The organism is Enterobacter sp. QK-SA4 (genome assembly GCF_056856775.1).
This window is the reverse complement of the sequence record NZ_JBXFXH010000007.1, coordinates 1,191,302-1,209,749: the sequence shown is the minus strand read 5'-3', so window position 1 is coordinate 1,209,749 and position 18,448 is coordinate 1,191,302. Positions and strand designations below refer to the sequence as shown.

21 protein-coding genes are annotated in these 18,448 nt (G+C 55.9%); 4 read left to right on the top strand and 17 right to left on the bottom strand.

Annotated features, from left to right (window positions below; translation table 11 throughout):
• Window positions 1-12: 12 nt before the first annotated feature.
• Entirely contained in the window at window positions 13-1,563 is a 1,551-nt protein-coding gene (mltF, locus tag AC1VYI_RS07450) for a membrane-bound lytic murein transglycosylase MltF (RefSeq protein WP_029741140.1), read from the top strand.
• Here the strand turns inward: mltF and tadA are convergent.
• The 4 genes from tadA to murQ are packed head-to-tail and all read right to left on the bottom strand — an operon-like array spanning window position 1,460 to window position 4,920.
• Window positions 1,460-1,990, bottom strand: coding sequence for a tRNA adenosine(34) deaminase TadA (gene tadA, locus AC1VYI_RS07445; protein WP_134867267.1), 531 nt, complete (start codon window positions 1,988-1,990; stop codon window positions 1,460-1,462). The two genes, mltF and tadA, sit on opposite strands and share 104 nt — an antisense overlap.
• Window positions 1,991-2,014: 24 nt before the next feature.
• Complete coding sequence (yfhb, locus tag AC1VYI_RS07440) at window positions 2,015-2,650, bottom strand: phosphatidylglycerophosphatase C (protein ID WP_134867266.1); 636 nt, start codon at window positions 2,648-2,650, stop codon at window positions 2,015-2,017.
• A gap of 3 nt (window positions 2,651-2,653) precedes the next feature.
• Complete coding sequence (locus AC1VYI_RS07435) at window positions 2,654-4,015, bottom strand: PTS transporter subunit EIIC (protein WP_023308842.1); 1,362 nt, start codon at window positions 4,013-4,015, stop codon at window positions 2,654-2,656.
• An 11-nt stretch (window positions 4,016-4,026) separates the two neighbouring features.
• Complete coding sequence (gene murQ / locus AC1VYI_RS07430) at window positions 4,027-4,920, bottom strand: N-acetylmuramic acid 6-phosphate etherase (protein WP_226484204.1); 894 nt, start codon at window positions 4,918-4,920, stop codon at window positions 4,027-4,029.
• A gap of 117 nt (window positions 4,921-5,037) precedes the next feature.
• Here murQ and AC1VYI_RS07425 point away from each other — a divergent pair, with 117 nt between their 5' ends.
• Both AC1VYI_RS07425 and AC1VYI_RS07420 read left to right on the top strand, forming a co-directional pair.
• Window positions 5,038-5,886 carry a MurR/RpiR family transcriptional regulator gene (locus AC1VYI_RS07425; RefSeq protein ID WP_023308844.1) on the top strand — a complete coding sequence of 283 codons (849 nt, stop codon included), beginning with the start codon at window positions 5,038-5,040 and terminating at the stop codon, window positions 5,884-5,886.
• 46 nt (window positions 5,887-5,932) lie between these two features.
• On the top strand, window positions 5,933-6,193 hold the full coding sequence (locus AC1VYI_RS07420; RefSeq protein ID WP_008502177.1) for a YfhL family 4Fe-4S dicluster ferredoxin: 261 nt from the start codon (window positions 5,933-5,935) through the stop codon (window positions 6,191-6,193).
• Here the strand turns inward: AC1VYI_RS07420 and acpS are convergent.
• From acpS to rseD, 12 genes are all read right to left on the bottom strand, one after another.
• On the bottom strand, window positions 6,190-6,570 hold the full coding sequence (gene acpS, locus AC1VYI_RS07415) for a holo-ACP synthase (RefSeq protein WP_023294331.1): 381 nt from the start codon (window positions 6,568-6,570) through the stop codon (window positions 6,190-6,192). The two genes, AC1VYI_RS07420 and acpS, sit on opposite strands and share 4 nt — an antisense overlap.
• Window positions 6,570-7,301, bottom strand: a complete 732-nt coding sequence (gene pdxJ / locus AC1VYI_RS07410; RefSeq protein WP_032659491.1) for a pyridoxine 5'-phosphate synthase — start codon at window positions 7,299-7,301, stop codon at window positions 6,570-6,572. The genes acpS and pdxJ overlap by 1 nt, the downstream gene beginning before the upstream one ends.
• Before the next feature lie 75 nt (window positions 7,302-7,376).
• Entirely contained in the window at window positions 7,377-8,084 is a 708-nt protein-coding gene (gene recO, locus AC1VYI_RS07405; RefSeq protein WP_023308846.1) for a DNA repair protein RecO, read from the bottom strand.
• A 17-nt stretch (window positions 8,085-8,101) separates the two neighbouring features.
• Window positions 8,102-9,007, bottom strand: a complete 906-nt coding sequence (gene era, locus AC1VYI_RS07400) for a GTPase Era (protein WP_134867265.1) — start codon at window positions 9,005-9,007, stop codon at window positions 8,102-8,104.
• Complete coding sequence (gene rnc, locus AC1VYI_RS07395) at window positions 9,004-9,684, bottom strand: ribonuclease III (RefSeq protein WP_003860711.1); 681 nt, start codon at window positions 9,682-9,684, stop codon at window positions 9,004-9,006. The genes era and rnc overlap by 4 nt, the downstream gene beginning before the upstream one ends.
• A 222-nt stretch (window positions 9,685-9,906) precedes the next feature.
• A complete protein-coding gene (gene lepB, locus AC1VYI_RS07390) occupies window positions 9,907-10,881 on the bottom strand; it encodes a signal peptidase I (RefSeq protein ID WP_023308848.1) in 975 nt (324 codons plus the stop codon).
• Window positions 10,882-10,896: 15 nt separating this feature from the next.
• Entirely contained in the window at window positions 10,897-12,696 is a 1,800-nt protein-coding gene (gene lepA, locus AC1VYI_RS07385) for a translation elongation factor 4 (RefSeq protein ID WP_024908619.1), read from the bottom strand.
• A 185-nt stretch (window positions 12,697-12,881) separates the two neighbouring features.
• Window positions 12,882-13,358 (bottom strand): SoxR-reducing system protein RseC, encoded by a 477-nt coding sequence (rseC, locus tag AC1VYI_RS07380; protein WP_045399436.1) that lies wholly within the window; start codon window positions 13,356-13,358, stop codon window positions 12,882-12,884.
• Window positions 13,355-14,308 carry a sigma-E factor regulatory protein RseB gene (rseB, locus tag AC1VYI_RS07375; protein ID WP_023308851.1) on the bottom strand — a complete coding sequence of 318 codons (954 nt, stop codon included), beginning with the start codon at window positions 14,306-14,308 and terminating at the stop codon, window positions 13,355-13,357. The genes rseC and rseB overlap by 4 nt, the downstream gene beginning before the upstream one ends.
• Complete coding sequence (rseA, locus tag AC1VYI_RS07370; RefSeq protein ID WP_008502186.1) at window positions 14,308-14,958, bottom strand: anti-sigma-E factor RseA; 651 nt, start codon at window positions 14,956-14,958, stop codon at window positions 14,308-14,310. The genes rseB and rseA overlap by 1 nt, the downstream gene beginning before the upstream one ends.
• Window positions 14,959-14,989: 31 nt before the next feature.
• Window positions 14,990-15,565 carry an RNA polymerase sigma factor RpoE gene (rpoE, locus tag AC1VYI_RS07365; protein WP_006176728.1) on the bottom strand — a complete coding sequence of 192 codons (576 nt, stop codon included), beginning with the start codon at window positions 15,563-15,565 and terminating at the stop codon, window positions 14,990-14,992.
• The gene (rseD, locus tag AC1VYI_RS07360) at window positions 15,562-15,645 is read right to left on the bottom strand and encodes a rpoE leader peptide RseD (RefSeq protein WP_223605340.1); all 84 of its coding nucleotides are present in this window, start codon (window positions 15,643-15,645) and stop codon (window positions 15,562-15,564) included. The genes rpoE and rseD overlap by 4 nt, the downstream gene beginning before the upstream one ends.
• 344 nt (window positions 15,646-15,989) lie before the next feature.
• Between rseD and nadB the strand changes: the two genes are divergently transcribed.
• Entirely contained in the window at window positions 15,990-17,609 is a 1,620-nt protein-coding gene (gene nadB / locus AC1VYI_RS07355) for an L-aspartate oxidase (RefSeq protein WP_134867264.1), read from the top strand.
• Here the strand turns inward: nadB and trmN are convergent.
• Window positions 17,594-18,331: a tRNA(1)(Val) (adenine(37)-N(6))-methyltransferase TrmN gene (gene trmN, locus AC1VYI_RS07350; protein WP_023308853.1), complete on the bottom strand. Its 738-nt coding sequence runs from the start codon at window positions 18,329-18,331 to the stop codon at window positions 17,594-17,596. The genes nadB and trmN overlap by 16 nt on opposite strands.
• Window positions 18,332-18,448: the final 117 nt, after the last annotated feature.

The following is an 18,448-nucleotide window of genomic DNA, read 5'->3' as shown; positions in this document are numbered from 1 at the left end:
AGAATTAACTAATTGAAAAAATTAAAGATTAATTATCTGCTCATCGGCATTGTAACGTTGCTGCTGGCAGTGGCCCTCTGGCCTTCCATCCCCTGGTTCGGCAAAGCCGAAAACCGTATCGCCGCCATTCAGGAGCGGGGGGAATTGCGCGTCAGTACCCTCAACTCCCCGCTGATTTACAGCGACGTCAACGGCAAAATCATTGGTCTGGATTATGAACTTGCACAACAGTTCGCCGACTATCTTGGCGTGAAGCTTAAAATCACCGTCCGCCAGAATATCAACGAGCTGTTTGACGACCTCGATAACGACGATGCCGATATGCTCGCCGCCGGGCTGGTGTATAACAGCGAGCGCAGCAAGAACTACCAGCCAGGCCCGACCTACTACTCCGTTTCTCAGCAGCTTGTTTACCGCGTCGGGAGCCTGCGCCCGCGCTCGCTGGCTTCAATTAACGATCGGCAGCTGACGATTGCGCCCGGCCACGTGGTGATTGACGATCTGCGGGAGCTCAAGGAGAAGAAATATCCCGACCTGAGCTGGACGGTGGATCCGAAACTCGGCACGACGGAGCTGCTGGAGCAGGTAAAAGATCAGAAGGTGCCCTACACCATCGCCGATTCGGTCGCGATCAGCCTGTTCCAGCGGGTGCATCCTGAAATCGCCGTGGCGCTGGACGTCACCGACGAGCAGCCCGTGACCTGGTTTAGCCAGCTTGATGACGATCAGACCTTCTCTGCCGCGATGCTTGATTTCTTCAACACCATCAATGAAGACGGTACCCTGGCGCGTCTCGAGGAGAAGTACCTCGGGCACGGCGATGACTTTGACTACGTTGATACCCGCAGCTTCCTGCGCGCGGTAGACAGCGTCCTGCCGGACCTGCAGCCGCTGTTCGAAAAATACGCCCAGGAGATTGACTGGAAGCTGCTGGCGGCTATTTCGTATCAGGAATCCCACTGGGACACCCAGGCCACGTCGCCCACGGGCGTACGCGGTTTGATGATGTTAACCAAAAATACCGCGCTGAGCCTTGGCGTCAATGACCGTACCGATGCCGAACAGAGCATCAGCGGCGGCGCGCGCTACCTGCAGGATATGATGGCCAAAGTACCGGAAACGGTGCCGGAAGAAGAGCGGATCTGGTTTGCGCTGGCGGCCTACAATATGGGCTACGCGCATATGCTTGATGCGCGAGCGTTGACGGCCAAAACGAAAGGTAACCCGGACAGCTGGTCAGACGTTAAGCAGCGCCTGCCGCTGCTGAGCCAGAAGCCATGGTATAACAAGCTGACATACGGCTACGCGCGCGGGCATGAAGCCTACGCCTACGTGGAAAATATCCGTAAATATCAGATTAGCCTGGTCGGGTATCTGCTTGAGAAAGAGAAAGAGGCGACGGAGGCCAAACAGCTGGCTCAAAGTTACCCGGTCGTGGCGCCGGACGAGCTCAATCGTCCTACAGCTTCAATTCTGCCTTTTGCTGCTTTTTCTGCTGACGGCGCATTCGAAAGAAATCGCTTAATAGCCCCGAACACTCTGGTGCAAGCACCCCACCGATAGTCTTCACCTGGTGGTTCATGCCCGGGTGACCCAGCACGTCCATCAGCGAACCGGCCGCACCGGTTTTTTCATCCCGCGCCCCGAAAACCAACGTCCCGATCCGGCTGTGCACCATCGCGCCGGAGCACATCACGCACGGCTCCAGCGTCACATACAGCGTGGTATCAAGCAGGCGATAGTTTTGCAGCACCAGACCGCCCTGGCGAAGCGCCATGATTTCGGCATGCGCAGTAGGATCGTGGCGACCAATAGGCCGGTTCCACCCTTCGCCAATCACCTGATTGTTATGAACCAGCACCGCGCCCACGGGCACTTCGCCCTCGTCCCAGGCGCGTTGAGCCAGCGTCAGCGCGTGGCGCATCCAGTATTCATGATTGTGTACAGGGTTGGACAAAGGCTGATACTCCAGTCGAAAAGCGGGCGGCATTATACACGCCAGTTTTAGAGAAGACTATTCGAGTTGCTGAAGTTCGCCTGATGGCGTGACGCGCCAGCGGTGCTGGCAAAAATAGAGCAGCGGATTGTCCTGCTTGCTGTCGCTATAGCCGCTGTACAGGCGCAGCGGCGTACCGATGCGTTTCTCCAGTTGGACCACTTTTTCATGCCCCAGGCAGCGCAGGGTCAGCACCCAGCCGCCGTAGCCGCGGCTAATTTGCGTGGCGATAAGATTCACGCGCGGAAGCCAGGGGGTATCAAAATAGACCTGCTCCACCAGCGTCTGCGGGGAGCCCGTAATCAGCCAGATGTCGGCATCGTTAGCGTCGAGGTAGCTGGTCAGGCGCGCCTGCACCACCGGAAAGGCGGCGACGTGGCCGCGAAACCAGTGCGCAAAATCCTTTTCGAGCTGCTTGAGCCGCGCTTCGCTGTGCCCAAAGGTACATCCCCACAGCAGCAAACTCATCGGCCATCGCGCCGCACGGCCTTTCAGCAGCAGCGCGATACCGATAACCGGTAAGAGCGGCAGCACGAGCAGCGCATTCAAAGGCTGACGCCGCAGCAGGTAACGCATAAACGTACCAAACATATCCTGCTGATGCAGCGTTCCATCCAGGTCGAAAAAGACAACGCGACGCGCGTGATTTGCCAAACCTTACTCCTCTGGGTCGTTGAAACCTAACAGCCAGGTAAACAGGAACCCGGCGATCACCGCTACTAAATAGCCTAACAGATAGAGCATCACTTTTCCGGTCACGATGGTTAATGCCAGCGGTAAACCGGAAAGCCCAAAGGTGATAACGGTAGCGACTTTCCAGTAGCTGATCAGCGCCCCGCCTACCGCGCCCCCCAGACAGGCGGCGAGGAACGGTTTACCCAGCGGCAGCGTAACGCCGAAAATCAGCGGCTCGCCGATGCCGAGCAGTCCGACCGGGAGCGCTCCTTTAATCATTTTTTTCAGACGCGCGTTGCGAGTTTTCATCAGTACGGCAATTGCCGCGCCGACCTGCCCCACCCCCGCCATCGACAGGATAGGCAGCAGCGCGTTATAGCCGTGCGCCTGTACAAGCTCGACGTGGATCGGCACCAGCCCCTGGTGCAGGCCGGTCAGCACCAGCGGCAGGAAGGTACCGGAAAGCACAGCGCCAACCAGCAGACCGCCTCGGTCGATAGCCAGAGACGCACCGTGAGCGATAGCTTCAGAGATCCATCCGCCTAGCGGCTGGAGGGCCACAATCGCTACGCTACCGGTAATTAACGTGGTCAGCAGCGGGTTGAGAATCAGCTCGATCGAGCCAGGCAGAACCGCGCGCAGCCTTTTCTCGATCCAGCACATCAGGATGACCACCAGCAGCACGGCGATCACCCCGCCGCGGCCCGGCTGGAGCGCCTCGCCAAACAGCGTGATCTGCGCCAGCTGCGGGCTGGACAAGATGCCCGCCATTACCCCGCCCATCGCCAGCGATCCGCCAAACACCTTCGCGGTATTCACCCCGACCAGAATGTTCATGATGGCGAAAACAGCGCTGCCGAAGATCCCGAGAATCCCCAGCAGGTTCGGATACTGCGTGGCGAAATCCCCCACAATATCCGGTCGCTTGAGGATGTTGATGATCCCGGTGATCAGGCCTGAGGCAATAAACGCCGGGATTAGCGGAATGAAGACGTTTGCCAGCTGACGCAGCGCATCGCTCATGGGGGCTTTGTATTTGGCCTTTGCCTGCGCCCTGGTGCGCTCCGCATCGTCCATCGACGCGCTCGCGCTAACGCCCATCAGCGCGCGCATGGCATCGACAACCTGCGCCGCTTTCCCCGGCCCGACGATCAGCTGATGCTGCTGCCCTTGTTTCACGTAGCCGCTGACGCCGGACAGCTGCTTAAGGCGCGGCACGTCAAGCTGGTCGTCGTTATGCACCTCGACGCGCACGCGCGTCATGCAGTTTTCGAGACGCTGAATATTTTTTTCCCCACCGATCCCCTGCAGGATATCGCTGGCGAGCGCTGCTGTTTTGTCCATAGACGCCTCTGTTAGTTTTCTAATGCCGCCCGTAAGAAGCCGTTATGCGCAGCGAGTTTGGCCCTCGCGGCAGCCGCATCCAGCCCGCTCAGGATCATCAGAATGGCCGGTTTAACATCGTGAGCGGTCTGCCTGAGCACCGCCTCTGCCTCTTCACGGCCTGCGCCTGTCGCCTCCATCACCATGCGGCAGGCTCTGTCCAACAGCTTGACGTTGGTGGCCTGCATATCCACCATCAGGTTCTGATAAACCTTGCCGAACTTCACCATCGCGCCGGTGGAGATCATATTGAGCACCAGCTTTTGCGCGGTCCCGGATTTCAGACGCGTGGAGCCGGTGAGCGCTTCCGGCCCGACTACCGGAGAGATAGCGATAGCGGCCACCTGCGCAATCGGGGAACCCGGATTACAGGAGATGGCGACCGTCGTGCAGCCCGTCCGGTTGGCGTATTCCAGCCCGCCAATGACGTACGGGGTGCGCCCGGATGCCGCCAGCCCGACCACCAGATCATTCGCGGTCAGATTCAGATCTTTCAGGTCATCCTCGCCCAGCTGTTTATTGTCTTCCGCTCCCTCAACGGCTTTCAGCAGCGCGCCGGGTCCACCGGCAATCAGCCCAACGACCAGACCGTGCGGCACCCCAAAGGTGGGCGGACATTCTGACGCATCCAGAACCCCAAGACGCCCGCTGGTGCCCGCTCCCATGTAGATAATGCGACCGCCGGCCTTAAGGGCTTCCGCCGCCGCATCGACCGCTTTCGCCACCTCGGGTAAAGTCTCTTTCACTGCCTGCGCGACCAGCGTATCCTGTTGATTAAAGCGGTTAACCAGCTCCAGGGTGGAGAGCGCATCCAGATCCATGGTTTGTGGGTTACGCGTTTCAGAAACAAGTGAGCCAAGATTCATTTTTGTACCTCAAGAATTTTTAATTCATAATAATCACACTATAATGGAATATAAAATTCATTCAGGCGAGCAAAATTCGTATTTGCGCAGATAATCACATTTTCGCCAGGAGACCCTATGAACTGTTTAATTCGCATTCGCCAGCGTTATGCAGGCTTTGCCCAAAGCGACAAAAAGCTGGCGGATTTTCTGCTTTCTCAACCCGATCATGCACGCCACCTCAGCTCGCAGCAGCTGGCGAGTGAAGCCGGCGTGAGCCAGTCCAGCGTGGTGAAGTTTGCCCAGAAGATTGGCTTTAAGGGGTTCCCCGCCCTCAAGCTGGCGATCAGCGAAGCGCTGGTGAGCAACCCCAACCCGCAGTCAATGCCGGTGCATAATCAGATCCGCGGCGATGACCCGATGCGGCTAGTTGGCGAAAAGCTGATCAAAGAGAACGTGGCGGCTATGCACGCGACGCTCGACGTGAATACGGAAGAGAAGCTGCTGGAGAGCGTAGCGATGCTGCGCGGCGCGCGGCGCATCATCCTGACCGGTATCGGGGCGTCCGGACTTGTGGCGCGTAACTTTGGCTGGAAGCTGACGAAAATTGGGCTTAACGCCATCGTCGAGCAGGATATGCACGCCCTGCTGGCGACCGTACAGGCGATGGATCCTGACGATCTGCTGCTGGCCATCTCTTACTCCGGCGAGCGCCGTGAAATCAATATGGCAACCGATGAAGCCCTGCGCGTCGGCGGTAAAATTCTGGCGATCACCGGTTTTACCCCGAATGCCCTGCAGCAGCGGGCCACGCGCTGTTTATATACCATTGCCGAAGAGCAGGCCACGCGCAGCGCGGCTATCTCGTCCACCAGCGCGCAAATGATGCTGACGGACCTGCTGTTTATGGCGCTGGTGCAGCAGGATCTGGAGCGCGCGCCCGAACGCATTCGTCACAGCGAAGAACTGGTAAAGAAACTGGTTTGACGCTTATAATGCCCGCCCGGTTTGTGTTGTTTCTGAGAATTTCCTGATGGCGCTGTTAATTACCAAAAAATGCATTAATTGCGATATGTGCGAGCCCGAATGCCCGAACCAGGCCATTTCGATGGGCGACAGCATTTATGAGATTAACAGCGACCGCTGCACCGAATGCATCGGCCACTATGAAACGCCGACCTGTCAGAAAGTGTGCCCGATCCCGAATACCATCCTGAAGGATCCGGCCCACGTTGAGAGCGAAGAGCAGCTATGGGATAAGTTTGTCCTGATGCACCACGCGGACAAACTTTAACTTTCGATGATCACCGTCGCGCTGGCATAGTGGCGTTCATCCGCGATCGTCACGTGCATGTGATTCACCCCCAGCTTTTCCGCCAGCTTTTGCGCTTCTCCCCACAGACGCAGGCTCGGTTTGCCCAGCTCATCGTTAAACACTTCGAACTGATTAAACGCCAGGCCGTTACGAATGCCGGTCCCGAAGGCTTTGGCCGCCGCCTCTTTTACCGCAAAGCGCTTTGCCAGAAAACGCACCGGCTGCTGATGCGCTTCCCAGATGGCCCACTCGTTATCGCTCAGCACGCGTCTTGCGAGGCGATCGCCGCTACGGGCGATCACCGCTTCAATACGGGCTATTTCAACGATATCGGTGCCTAAGCCCAGAATGGCCATTACTGACGCGCTTCCTGCATCAGGCGTTTCATTTCTGAAACCGCCTCTTTCAGGCCGCTCATCACCGCGCGGCCAATGATGGCGTGGCCAATGTTCAGCTCGTGCATTTCCGGCAGCGCGGCAATGGCCTTCACGTTATGGTAGGTCAGGCCGTGACCGGCGTTAACCTTCAGTCCCAGGCTTGAAGCATACGTGGCCGCTTTGGCAATACGCTCCAGCTCTTTGGCCTGCTCGGCGTCGTTTTTGGCATCGGCATAGCAGCCGGTGTGGATTTCGATATACGGTGCGCCCACGTCGGCCGCCGCTTTAATCTGGGCGAAATCGGCGTCGATAAACAGAGAAACCAGGATACCGGCATCCGCCAGGCGCTTGCAGGCATCGCGCATTTTGTCGAGCTGACCGGCCACATCCAGACCGCCTTCGGTGGTTACTTCCTGGCGTTTTTCCGGCACCAGGCAGCAGAAATGCGGCTGGGTCTCGCAGGCAATCGCCAGCATCTCTTCGGTGACCGCCATCTCCAGATTCATACGGGTGTCCAGCGTCTGACGCAGAATGCGCACGTCGCGATCGGTGATATGGCGACGGTCTTCACGCAGGTGAACGGTAATGCCATCAGCGCCAGCCTGTTCAGCGATAAACGCCGCCTGAACCGGATCGGGATACGCCGTACCGCGCGCATTACGCAGCGTGGCGATGTGGTCGATGTTGACGCCTAACAGTAATTCAGCCATGACAATCCTCGGTATTTTGGTTCATTTCTCTTCCCCTCTTCCCTCCGGGAGAGGGCTGGGGTGAGGGGTAAAACATTAACGTTTCGGCACAAACTGCCTGAATAATTCGCGGCTCTTTAAGGGCTTGCCGCCAAGATAAGGCTTGAGGGCAATCCGGGTAAAGCGTTTTGCTGCGCGCAGGGTGTCCAGATCGGGAAACTCGCGCTCATACAGCGCCCGGAGCTGGCGCCCGGTAAAGGTGCTGTTGTCTATCACGATACTGGCAATGAAGCCTTTTTCTTCGCGGTAGCGGTAGGTCATGGTGTCTTCTATCTCGTCACCGCTGCCCGCGCAGTGCAGAAAATCTACGCCGTATCCGAGGTGGCCCAGCAGCGCCAGTTCAAAACGACGCAAGGCGGGTTCGGGCGTGCCGGTTCCGCCAGCCAGCGCCTGGATACAGTGCAGATAATCGAAGAAAAGTTCAGAGAAGCGGGTCTCATGTTCAAGAACGCGTGAGATGAGTTCGTTGACATACAGACCGCTATAGAGCGTGATGCCGGAAAGAGGAAGCGCCAGGGAGACGGCTTCAGCGCTGCGCAGGGTTTTCACTTCCCCTCGCCCACCGAAGCGTACCAGCAGCGGCGTGAAAGGCTGTAGGGCACCTTTCAGGTTAGAACGTTTGGAACGTGCGCCTTTCGCAACAAGGCGCACGCGGCCCGACTCTTCCGTGAAGACGTCCAGCATAAGGCTGGTTTCGCTCCAGGGACGACTATGCAGGACAAAGGCGCGCTGCCATCCATCCATATGCTCGTCGTCTTAAGTTACTGGTCTTCGCCGTAACCGAGGCTGCGCAGAGCACGCTCATCATCGGCCCAGCCAGATTTCACTTTCACCCACAGTTCGAGGTGAACCGGCGCTTCGAACATCTCCATCATGTCCTTACGGGCTTCAATGCCGATGGTTTTGATCTTGGCCCCTTTGTTGCCGATCACCATCTTCTTCTGCCCTTCGCGCTCAACGAGGATCAGGCCGTTGATATCGTAGCCACCGCGCTCGTTGGTCTGGAAACGCTCGATCTCCACCGTTACGGAGTAAGGCAGTTCAGCACCCAGGAAACGCATCAGCTTTTCACGGATGATTTCAGACGCCATAAAGCGCTGAGAGCGATCGGTGATGTACTCTTCCGGGAAGTGATGAATCGCTTCCGGAAGGTGCTTACGCACGATGCCCGCGATGGTATCAACGTTCAGACCGGTCTCAGCAGACAGCGGAACGATGTCGAGAAAGTTCATCTGGCTACCGAGCCACTGCAGATGCGGCAGCAGGTCGGCCTTTTCCTGCACGTTATCAACTTTGTTGACCGCGAGGATGACAGGCGTTTTGCCGTCACGCAGCTTGTTCAGCACCATCTCGTCGTCCGGCGTCCAGCGGGTGCCTTCCACAACGAAAATCACCAGCTCTACATCGCCGATCGAGCTGCTCGCCGCCTTGTTCATCAGGCGGTTGATGGCACGCTTCTCTTCCATGTGCAGGCCAGGGGTATCGACGTAGATCGCCTGATACGCGCCTTCAGTATGGATGCCGACGATGCGGTGACGCGTGGTCTGCGCCTTACGCGAAGTGATAGAAATCTTCTGCCCAAGCAGATTATTCAGCAGGGTGGATTTGCCAACGTTCGGACGTCCGACGATGGCAATAAATCCGCAATAGGTTTTATCTTCGCTCATTCCAGCTCCAGCATTTTTAACGCCTGTTCGGCGGCAGCCTGTTCAGCCTTACGACGGCTTGAACCTGTGCCCACCACCGGTTCACTCAGGCCACTGACCTGGCAATGGATGGTAAATTCCTGATCGTGCGCTTCGCCACGCACCTGTACCACCAGATAAGACGGCAGCGGCAGATGACGACCCTGCAAATATTCCTGCAGACGCGTTTTCGGATCTTTTTGTTTATCGCCCGGGCTGATTTCGTCCAGACGGGTCTGATACCAGTTCAGGATCAGCTTTTCTACGGTCTGGATATCGCTGTCCAGGAACACACCACCAATTAATGCTTCGACCGTATCGGCAAGAATAGATTCACGACGGAAGCCGCCGCTTTTCAGTTCACCCGGTCCAAGACGCAGACATTCGCCCAGTTCAAACTCGCGCGCGATTTCCGCAAGGGTATTACCCCGAACCAGCGTGGCACGCATGCGGCTCATATCACCCTCGTCCACACGCGGGAAACGATGATAAAGCGCATTCGCAATCACGAAACTTAAAATAGAGTCGCCTAAAAACTCGAGACGCTCATTATGTTTGCTGCTGGCACTGCGGTGGGTTAATGCCTGTTGCAACAACTCCTGATGATGAAAAGTGTAGCCCAGCTTCCGTTGAAGCCGATTAATTACGATGGGGTTCATGCGATACCAATAAATGAATGCGTCAAAAATGCAGCACACGAAACCGACCTGAGAAAACCAACGCGGTTTCGTGTGCCGTGGCACCCTTGCAGGGCCAACCTTAAACTTCGGGGGAATATTCTATACACAACGACAGGGGATGTCGTTAGTTCGAAGAGATTTATCGTGGAAATAATTCACGTAGCCGCTAATAAAAGCGGCTACGCGTTCATTTATTGAGAATTAATGGATTCCGCCGATACGATTCAGGCGTACACCGGTCGGCCATTCGCCTTCCTGCTTCTCAAAACTCATCCAGATGGCGGTGGCTTTGCCGACCAGATTCGCTTCCGGCACAAAGCCCCAGTAACGGCTGTCCGCAGAGTTATCGCGGTTGTCACCCATCATGAAGTAATGTCCTGGCGGTACAATCCAGCTCGCCAGCTGCTGGCCCGGCTGGCGATAGTACATACCCAGCTGGTCCTGCGCGATTGGCACGGTGAGGATTCGGTGCGTCACATCGCCCAGCGTCTCTTTGCGCTCAACCAGACGGATGCCGTCCTCTTTGGTTTCACCTTTCGGTACCTGGAAGAATCCGCTGGTCGCTTCGCCGCCGTTACGACGGGCAAAGGTCTGCACAAAATCACTTGGCTCAACGTTTGAGTAGGTGATTGGCAGCGCGTTTTCACATGCGGTACCGGAGCTGCAGCCCGGCTGAACGGTGACTTCTTTCGCAACCGGATCATAAGTCACTTTATCACCCGGCAGACCTACCGCGCGCTTGATGTAGTCCAGGCGCGGATCTTCCGGATATTTAAACACCACGATGTCGCCACGTTTCGGATGACCGGTTTCGATCAGCGTTTTCTGGTAGATAGGATCTTTAATGCCGTAGGCAAACTTCTCTACCAGAATAAAATCACCAATCAGCAGCGTTGGCATCATTGAACCTGATGGGATTTGGAACGGCTCATAAATAAACGAACGTACCACCAGAACAATTGCCAGCACCGGAAATACCGAGGCGCCCGTTTCCAGCCAGCCCGGTTTCGGGCCGACTTTCTTCAGGGTTTTCGCGTCAATCCCATCTCCAGTGGCTGCCTGTGCGGCAGCCTGACGTTCACGACGTTTTGGGGCGAAGATAAACTTATCCAGACACCACAGCAGACCTGTCACCAGGGTAGCAATGACCAGGATCAGGGCAAACATGTTCGCCATGCCAACTCCTTAGGGTTATTTGCCGTCTTTACCAACATGAAGGATGGCAAGGAATGCTTCCTGCGGCAGCTCGACGTTACCGACCTGCTTCATACGCTTCTTACCTTCTTTCTGCTTCTGCAGCAGCTTTTTCTTACGGCTGACGTCACCGCCATAGCACTTCGCCAGAACGTTTTTACGCAGCTGTTTCACGGTTGAACGCGCGATAATGTGGTTGCCAATCGCCGCCTGAATCGCGATATCGAACTGCTGACGCGGGATCAGATCTTTCATCTTCTCAACCAGCTCGCGGCCACGGTACGGCGCATTGTCGTTGTGGGTGATCAGCGCCAGCGCATCCACACGCTCGCCGTTGATCAGCACGTCCACACGCACCATGTTGGAGGCCTGGAAGCGTTTGAAGTTGTAATCCAGTGACGCATAGCCACGGGAGGTCGACTTCAGACGGTCGAAGAAGTCGAGTACCACTTCCGCCATCGGGATTTCATAGGTCAGCGCCACCTGGTTACCGTGGTAAACCATGTTGGTCTGCACGCCACGCTTCTCAATACACAGCGTAATGACGTTACCCAGGAATTCCTGCGGCAGCAGCATGTGACACTCTGCGATAGGCTCACGCAGCTCCTGAATGTTGTTCAGCGGCGGCAGCTTGGACGGGCTATCGACGTAGATCACTTCTTTCGAGGTGGTTTCAACTTCATAGACTACGGTCGGCGCCGTGGTGATCAGATCCAGATCGTATTCACGCTCCAGACGCTCCTGAATGATCTCCATGTGCAGCAGACCGAGGAAGCCACAGCGGAAGCCGAAGCCCAGCGCCGTTGAGCTTTCTGGCTCGTAGAACAGTGAAGCATCGTTCAGGCTCAGTTTACCGAGCGCGTCACGGAAGTTTTCGTAGTCGTCAGAGCTGACCGGGAACAGACCCGCGTAAACCTGCGGTTTCACCTTTTTAAAGCCTGGCAGCGCTTTGTCCGCCGGGTTACGTGCGCCGGTCAGGGTATCGCCCACCGGCGCGCCGAGGATGTCTTTAATGGCGCAGACCAGCCAGCCTACCTCGCCGCATGTCAGCTCGGTGCGGTCAACCTGTTTTGGCGTGAAGATACCCAGACGGTCGGCGTTGTAGACCTGTCCGGTACTCATTACCTTGATTTTGTCGCCTTTGCGCATGGTGCCGTTTTTAATACGCACCAGGGAGACAACGCCCAGATAGTTATCGAACCAGGAGTCGATAATCAGCGCCTGCAGCGGGGCATCCGGATCGCCTTCCGGGGCCGGAATATCACGCACCAGACGTTCCAGCACGTCGGTGACGCCGACACCGGTTTTCGCGGAGCAGCGCACGGCATCGGTCGCGTCAATGCCGACAATATCTTCAATCTCTTCCGCTACGCGCTCAGGATCGGCGGCTGGCAGGTCGATCTTGTTCAGAACCGGCACAACTTCGAGATCCATTTCCATCGCGGTGTAGCAGTTTGCCAAGGTCTGGGCTTCAACGCCCTGCCCGGCATCCACTACCAGCAGCGCGCCTTCACAGGCCGCGAGCGAGCGTGAAACCTCATAGGAGAAGTCAACGTGGCCTGGGGTGTCGATAAAGTTCAGTTGATAGGTTTCACCATCAGCCGCTTTGTAATCAAGCGTAACGCTCTGCGCTTTAATGGTGATACCGCGTTCGCGTTCCAGGTCCATGGAGTCCAGTACCTGGGCTTCCATTTCACGATCAGACAGGCCACCGCAAATCTGGATAATACGGTCAGACAGCGTCGACTTACCGTGGTCAATGTGAGCAATGATCGAAAAGTTACGTATGTTCTTCATATAGTTAAATAATTATGCCTTACGAATTCCTGGAGGCCGCTGTTCTTAGCCTGACGTTTTTCAGTGCGAAAACGCAGCATTCTACACTACATCCTCGCTACCTGGAAATGCACTTAGAGACTGGTATAGCGTGAAGAAAGGACGTTTTCTGTTTTAGGATGTAAAAAAAGATAAAGCCCGATGGATCACCGGGCCTCAGAAGAGAGCGTTTCAACACGAAGCTGGTCTGGCGCCAGCCCAACGCTGAGAATGACAGGCTGCCACTCTTCGCGCGCGGCGAGCGTCGGTGAGAGCCCTTTGGCAAGCCAGAATCCCCCCACGCCACCCAATGCGGCACCGCACATAGCGGCCACATCGGTACCAAACAGCATCTGAAACAGGCCGCCCATGATAAACAGGCCGACCAGCGGAGAGAGATACACAAGCATAGCGGAGCCGAGCAGGCTGCCTTCCGCGATGCCCAGTTCCACCTTCTGCCCCGCCATCAGCGGCTGTTCGCTTGGCACAGAAATCGTGTGCGATGTTTGCGGCCCGAGCTTATTCAGCACGCGGCTGCCGCAGCCGGCGCGGGATGCGCAGCTATTACATGAGGCTTTTACATCGCAGCTCACCAGCGCAATGCCGTTCTGCCATGAGACAACCGTCGCCCACTCTTTGATCATTGTGCAGCCCTGAATTTAATGCTGTCGGAGATGCGCTTCGCCGTCTGCGGAGGGAGTTCTCCCACAATGGTGATTTCTGCATTATCGCGTACCGTTGTACTCACCGTACGGCGCCCGGTACGCAGCATTTGTTCAGCGCTATTTGCCGTTGCGCGATTAATATTCACCGAGAAGCTGAACAAACCATCCGAATAGAGGCGCGATTCTACCGGCGTTTCAATCGTTGGCAGCTGACGTCGGCTGCTGGACACTTCGCTAAACCCTTGCGGGATCCAGGCAGGTACCCAGTTGAAATTAACGGAATCCCCGGCAGGAACAGAAAGCAGCGGCGGCAGGCTGGCCTTAGCCAGATTCTGCATGCTGTTGCCAACCTGATTGTTCACGCTGAAGGAGATAACCCGGAACTGTTCCAGCGTTTCACCGTCACGGTCGAGCAGGTCAACACGCATGGGGAGTTTGGTTTCGGCATCAATCCAGACGATATAGCTGTAGCGCGTTCCGTCCCGGGCAACAACGCGAATTACCTCGCACAGTCTGTCCGCGATGCGGGTACGCCCTACCGAAATAAAATCGTAGTAAGGGGCAAGCCGTTTAAAGTCGGTGTAAATGAGTGACGGCAGGGAATCAACGATATAGTCGCCATTCAGCGTGAAAGGCTCCAGGCCTGGCTCGAAATAGCTGATTTCGTTACCACGCTGGACAACTTCCCGACGCGGGCCATCCATCTGTAAAAGCTGGGCGAGCGGCTGGTTATCAAGACGGGCATGGCGATAGCGTAACGACTCGACGCCCTGCTTATTGATGCTGATAAATGCCAACTCGTAATTGAGTGACTGGCTGGCCAGATTCATTTGCTGCAACAACGCCCCGGATGATACATCAGCCGAGGCGTTGGCAGAGAAGAACAGGCTACCCGCCATCAGAGACATGGCGAACCAAAGTTGCTTCATTACTGCGATTGCGTTCCTAAAGTTTGGTTTCCGGGCACCTGCACAGCAGCTTGCTGTGTCTGCGCCTGCTCAAACTGAAGCTGTTCAGAGTGCAGACGACGCTGCAACTCATAATCCTGCAACATCGCATTAATGCGACGGCGCTGCTCCTGAACCTGCTGTTGCTGGCCGCCGCTGGCGGAAGCATCAGCCGGTACGCCCAGGCTTACCGGGCTAGCTTTGCCCATCATCGGCAGTGTGTTAAACACTGGCGCTTCTGGCTGCTGATTAGTTTCAGACTGAGTATTATAGTGCTGGACGCCAACAATAACTGCAAGCGATACGCATGCAGCCACACCCATTTGGGTAAGCTGGCTGGCCCACGGGCGCACCTTTTGCCAGAATGGCATTTTCTGCCACTGGTGAGGCGCGGGTTGAGCTTCAGGAATCAGCGGAGTGGTCTGATGAACAGGCTCATTCTCGATCGCCGCCATGACGCGGGCTGAGATATCGAAATGGAGAACCTCGCCGGTGTCACCGCGAAGGGTGTCACGGATGAGATGGTAACTCTCCCAGGTCTCTTGCATTTCGGGTGAATGAGACAGCTCGTTGAGCAGCTCACTATCCACCGTTTCACCATCCATTAAAGCGGAAAGTTTTTCTTTCTGCATGCCTAATACCTTTTCCAGTATCCCGCTATCGTCAACGCCTGATAAGCGGTTGAACTTTATTATCAATAGCTTCTCGCGCACGGAAAATTCGTGAACGTACCGTGCCGACCGGACAATCCATGATAGCGGCTATCTCTTCATAGCTCAGACCATCCAGCTCCCGTAACGTAATTGCCATACGTAAATCTTCCGGGAGCGACTCGATCGTGCGAAAAACGATTTGTCTCAGTTCTTCTGACAACATTAAGTTCTCAGGGTTCGAAATTTCTTTCAATGCGCCGCCACTTTCGAAGTTTTCGGCGTCGATTGCGTCCACATCACTTGAAGGCGGACGACGGCCCTGAGCGACCAGATAATTCTTTGCCGTATTGACCGCAATACGGTACAGCCAGGTATAAAAAGCACTATCTCCCCGGAAAGAATCCAGCGCGCGATAGGCCTTAATAAAAGACTCTTGCACCACATCAGGCACATCGCCTGACGGTACATAGCGGGAAACCAGGCTCGCCACCTTATGCTGGTAGCGGACCACCAGTAGGTTAAAGGCTTTCTGATCTCCCTTCTGGACCCGTTCAACCAGGACCTGGTCCGTTAACTGCTCGCTCATCCGAGGTAATGTCTCCCCAAACCTAAATTCCACGCGTTATCGAAACGCCACTCTAAAAATACCGCACTTTGAGCAAGCACCGTATTAGAGTGTCTGATCTTCAATAAGTTCCGTAACGCCTTTGTTTTTGTTCATCGCGCCGCAGACCGTTCATTTTCTCTCATTATAAGTCTGTTCACGATACGCACCACTTTCTGACAAGAAACATCTTTTTCCCGCCAGAAGAGTAACGCAACACAGGCTTTATTTCACCACAAAATCTGACGCTAACGATCTGCTTCGCAAAATAATTTCACTCATTTACCCTCCGTTTACCTCCGCTTACGCGTTTAGCCATTGCGACAGCCTCTAAAAAAATACGTGCGATATATCGCATTCAGGTGCTATTCTGCCCCAACACTGTTTAGTAAATTAAACAACAATCATGAACACAACACCTGAACTCCATTGTGATGTACTGATTATCGGCAGCGGCGCTGCCGGTCTCTCTCTGGCGCTGCGCCTGGCCGAGCATCAAAACGTAATCGTTCTGAGTAAAGGACCGATAAGTGAAGGTTCCACGTTTTATGCCCAGGGTGGCATTGCCGCCGTATTTGATGAGACAGACAGCATTGCGTCTCACGTCGAAGATACGCTCATTGCCGGAGCAGGGATCGTGGATGCACACGCCGCAGAGTTTGTCGCCAGCAATGCCCGTCACTGCGTTCAGTGGCTCATCGACCAGGGCGTCTTGTTCGATACTCAGGTTCAACCCAACGGTGAAGAGAGCTACCACCTGACTCGCGAAGGCGGCCATAGCCACCGCCGCATCCTGCACGCAGCGGATGCCACCGGAAAAGAAGTGGAAACCACGCTGGTCAGCAAAGCGCTGAACCATCCTAATATTCGGGTTCTCGAGCGAAGCAATGCCGTTGATCTGATTATCTCTGACAAGATTGGCCTGCCCGGCACGCGTCGCGTGGTAGGCGCCTGGGTCTGGAACCGTAATAAAGAGAAGGTGGAGACCTGTCAGGCGAAGGCTGTGGTGCTGGCGACGGGCGGCGCCTCCAAGGTGTATCAGTACACAACCAACCCGGACATTGCCTCCGGAGACGGTATCGCGATGGCCTGGCGCGCTGGCTGCCGGGTGGCGAACCTCGAGTTTAATCAGTTTCACCCAACTGCCCTGTTCCATCCCCAGGCGCGCAACTTCCTGCTGACGGAAGCCCTGCGCGGTGAAGGCGCTTATCTGAAACGCCCTGACGGCTCCCGCTTTATGCCCGACTTTGACGCCCGGGGTGAACTGGCCCCGCGTGACATCGTTGCCCGCGCCATCGATCATGAAATGAAGCGTCTTGGCGTGGACTGCATGTATCTCGATATCAGCCATAAGCCAGCAGCGTTCATTCGCCAGCATTTCCCAATGATTTACGAGAAGCTGCTCAACCTTGGCATTGATTTAACGCGCGACCCGGTGCCCATTGTGCCAGCGGCCCACTATACCTGCGGTGGCGTAATGGTTGACGATCATGGACGTACTGACGTAGACGGTCTGTATGCTATCGGTGAGGTCAGCTATACCGGACTTCACGGCGCGAACCGTATGGCCTCTAACTCGCTGCTTGAGTGTCTGGTGTACGGCTGGTCGGCGGCGGAAGATATCACAAAGCGCATGCCTTACGCCCGCGAGACAGAGCACCTGCCAGCCTGGGATGAAAGCCGCGTGGATAATCCGGACGAGCTGGTCGTGATCCAGCATAACTGGCATGAGCTACGGCTATTTATGTGGGACTACGTGGGGATTGTGCGCACCACGAAACGTCTGGAACGCGCCTTGCGCCGCATCACCATGCTGCAGCAGGAAATTGATGAGTATTATGCCAACTTCCGCGTATCCAATAACCTGCTGGAGCTGCGCAATCTGGTGCAGGTGGCCGAGCTGATTGTCCGCTGCGCGATGATGCGTAAAGAGAGCCGCGGGCTGCACTATACCCTGGACTACCCGGATCAGCTTGCTGAGTCCGGCCCGTCGATACTCGCCCCGCAGGTTTACATAAACAGATAAAACGCCTGGGTCAGAGCAGTGTAATCTTCGGAATAACGCTGGTCTGGCCCACGGATCACCATCCGGTCATTAAAGCATTCACCCTCTTTTGGCGAGAGCGCCAGCAGCACGCGGTGCGGCAGTCGTCCTTCCGTATCCGAAATATCGGTACGCAGACGTAACGTCCAGCCGATCTCCTGCGCGATGCCGATAAACGTGTTGCCGGTACTCTCAGGCAGGACCACACAGAAAAAACCTTCTTCGGAGATGAGTTCTGCCGCACTGGTGAGCAGCGCTTTATGATCGAGGGAGCCGGTATAACGCGCCTGTTCACGCTCGGGTGTCCCGCACTCAACGCCGGGTTCGTAGTAGGGAGGGTTGCTGACGATCAGATCGTAACGCGCGGTTTGTTCAGGCGCCCAGGCGAGCACATCTGCGCATTCCACTTTCATTCGGGCTGCCCAGGGAGATTCGGCCATATTGTCACTCGCCTGCTCTGCGGCCTGCGCATCCAGTTCGACGGCATCAATGATGACATGTTCTTCCGTACGCTGCGCCAGCATCAGCGCCACCAGCCCGCTGCCGGTCCCGATATCAAGAATACGCTTAACACCTGCGACAGGCGCCCACGCTCCCAGTAAAATACCGTCTGTACCGACCTTCATGGCACAGCGATCGTGAGCGACAAAAAATTGTTTAAACGTAAAACCATCGCGGCGCAGCTGCGCTTTGAGTTGAGACATGTCAGGGCAACCTTCTAAGTGAAACTGGAGTAGCATAGGGGAAAGCGAAGTGGCCGAAAAGCGATATCCATACAAACAGATGAAGATTACAGCCGTAACGTCTATAATCAGCGCCCC